This window comes from Tenacibaculum sp. MEBiC06402, from assembly GCF_049239625.1.
Lineage (GTDB): Bacteria > Bacteroidota > Bacteroidia > Flavobacteriales > Flavobacteriaceae > Polaribacter.
This window is the reverse complement of sequence record NZ_JBMKKT010000067.1, coordinates 1-2,649: the sequence shown is the minus strand read 5'-3', so window position 1 is coordinate 2,649 and position 2,649 is coordinate 1. Positions and strand designations below refer to the sequence as shown.

The following is a 2,649-nucleotide window of genomic DNA, read 5'->3' as shown; positions in this document are numbered from 1 at the left end:
GGAAAGATAATTAATAAGATTGAATTTCCGATGAGGTCCCGAAGCTTCGGGACAGCCGCAATTAATTATACACCTTGTTGTACAATGTTTTTTACTTTCTATCAATCCAAATATTCAATTCATCATTAGGTATTTCATTTTCAAACAATTTCATTAGAAATAAATTTGAGCGTCTTACTTTTAAATCTTTAGGATTCTTAAATTCAATAAAATAAACACCTGGTTCCCTAATTTCTAGCGTCATTATTCTTTTAGCTCTTTTACCAAACTCATAAGATTGAATTCTCCAATTTACAACTTTCGGTATTATTACTTCTTTACTTTTCTTACTCGTTAATGAGATTGAAAAGTTGCCAAGAGAAACACTCCACCCACCAAGAAGGTCAATGTTATAAATTCCGACAGATAATATAATTGCCTGATTTGAATCATGTATGCGAATTGGAAGTCTAATTTCCGCATACCTCAAATTAGTATTTATAACTTTAATGTCTTTAGGGATTTTATCTCTATGGAGAAAGCCTGAAATCTTTTTGTCAGGTGTTAATTGCTTATAATCACTTTTGATATAAGGTCTAGCTCCATCAAATGGTTCGAATTCAGTTTGTAGATATTCAATTTCTGTGTTATCTAATTCACGAATCGTTCCGTCGTTTTCAACATAAACAAATTCAAATTTATCTTTTTCTTTCCGCATTTTTCTGAGATTATGAAATGTTGTACAACGTTTCGTGTAAGTTGCGTTTTAATGCAATTTACACGTTGTTGTTTGTAGTAAATATAGCTAAAAGTTTATATTTTCTGTTTTCATATTTACGTAGTCAGTCGCGACGCTACATTCATATTACTTTAAATCCACTTGTTTTTTCAAGATTATGAATTATATCAACCACAGACTGATATGGTTTGTTATCTGAAAAATGATTGTCTGCTCCGCTCTAAAACATTGATTTAAATTAAATTATCCTCTTAAAACTTGACAATGTCAAAAAAATCTGATAATTTCGGCAAGATTTTTACGCTAGCATGCGTATTTGAAAGTGTAACTCTCATACGATGTCAATCGACAAGCTTGACTAAACTACATTCTTACGTTTAGTTAATTTTAATCCTGTTTTAACTATCCTTTGTCACAATCAGAAAGTGTATTTAAAAGCCAAAAGTCGGACTTATTACATACAACGTTGTTGTATAAGATTAGTTGCGTGTTTTAAGCAACTAATTTAGCAAATACAAACCGAAAAGAAAATCCGCGAGGATTTTCGTAAGTAGGCTTGCACTAGCAATTAATTTTATACGGTGTTGTGTGCCGTTTTTTCTTCATTATTTCTCAATTCTTTCGATAAAAAATATCCGCCAACTATTCCGTGAATTATTCCAAATATTCCGTAAATCCAAAGTTGATAAATCGAATATCCAGCAAGCGATTCCAAAATTCGTATTCGCTCAAATTCAAATGAATTTATTATTCCGATTACTAATGCTTTAAAGTATAATATTAAAATCCACGAAGCAAATAGAGCAAAAAATGATATTCCGAAATATTTTCGTTTTTCTTTTCCAACATATTTTTTCAGATATTTAAAAGCTAATATTCCGATTATTGGTATCGAAATTATTGTCGTAATCCATTCAATCCAATCTCTTTCTATTGTGTACCAACTTGGAATTTCTCCAATAATGGCGTAAAAAGCGAAAAGAAAAATCAGTCCGAAAGAGTAATATTTGGTTATTAAAATTTTTATGTTTTTCAATTTAGCGTTCAGTTTTTCTTAAATGGCACACAACGTATTTGTGTATGATTTTTTGCGGGAAAGGACGCGAGTCATTTTCCGTTGATGCGGAAAGATAATTAATAAGATTGAATTTCCCGGCGAGGAAATTCAGCCGCAATTAATTATACACGTTGTTGGGCGTTGATATTAGTATTTTTCATTTCTCCAATTTTGGTCATTTAATGTCAGATAATGAATTGCAATTATCAACTTTGTTTTCAAATCTTGAGTATTAAAAGTTTTATAATTCATGCCTAGCTCAGCTATCATAGAGGGACCTAAATCAGCATTTACATTGAAGGCTTGAGCATAATTTTTAATTGCTTTATTTTCATTTCCGGATTCATTTAGAAACTTTCTGTATTTTCCATTATAATTTAAACCAAGATATTTTAGGGTATCTTTTCTCTCTCTAATAGGTAAGCTTTGCTGAAAACTCCATATTTCTTTAAAAGTACTATTCCTAAGTTTTTCATATAGTTTTTTTTGCTTTTCAAAATTTAGCCCCGTATTGAAGACAACATTTTTTTCAATTTGAGATCTGATTTCTAAGCAATAATTATTGTAACATTCATTTAGTTTCTGATTGTTCGAGTTGCAAATCTCATTATTAAAAAAGTCAAAAACTTTCTGTAAATCATCGATTTCATTTTTACTGAATATTTTTTTTATTAAAACATCAGTTTTCAAATCATTAGTGCTTTTAGAAGCACAACTGCTAATAAGTAAAGGGATTATTATGTATGTTATCTTTTTCATTTTTTTGTATTTACGCCCAACGTATTTGTGTATGATTTTTTGCGGGAAAAGGACGGGAGTTCTTTTCCGATGTTGCGGAAAGATAATTAATAAGATTGAATTTCCGATGAGGAAA

At 30.1% G+C, this 2,649-nt stretch carries 3 protein-coding genes; all 3 read right to left on the bottom strand.

The features are described from left to right. Window positions 1–91: 91 nt before the first annotated feature. Window positions 92–697, bottom strand: a complete 606-nt coding sequence (locus ACOSP6_RS00895; RefSeq protein WP_422092352.1) for a hypothetical protein — start codon at window positions 695–697, stop codon at window positions 92–94. A 595-nt stretch (window positions 698–1,292) separates the two neighbouring features. Beyond that, window positions 1,293–1,754, bottom strand: a complete 462-nt coding sequence (locus ACOSP6_RS00890) for a hypothetical protein (protein WP_422092351.1) — start codon at window positions 1,752–1,754, stop codon at window positions 1,293–1,295. A 168-nt stretch (window positions 1,755–1,922) separates the two neighbouring features. Then, the gene (locus ACOSP6_RS00885; protein ID WP_422095683.1) at window positions 1,923–2,534 is read right to left on the bottom strand and encodes a hypothetical protein; all 612 of its coding nucleotides are present in this window, start codon (window positions 2,532–2,534) and stop codon (window positions 1,923–1,925) included. Window positions 2,535–2,649: the final 115 nt, after the last annotated feature.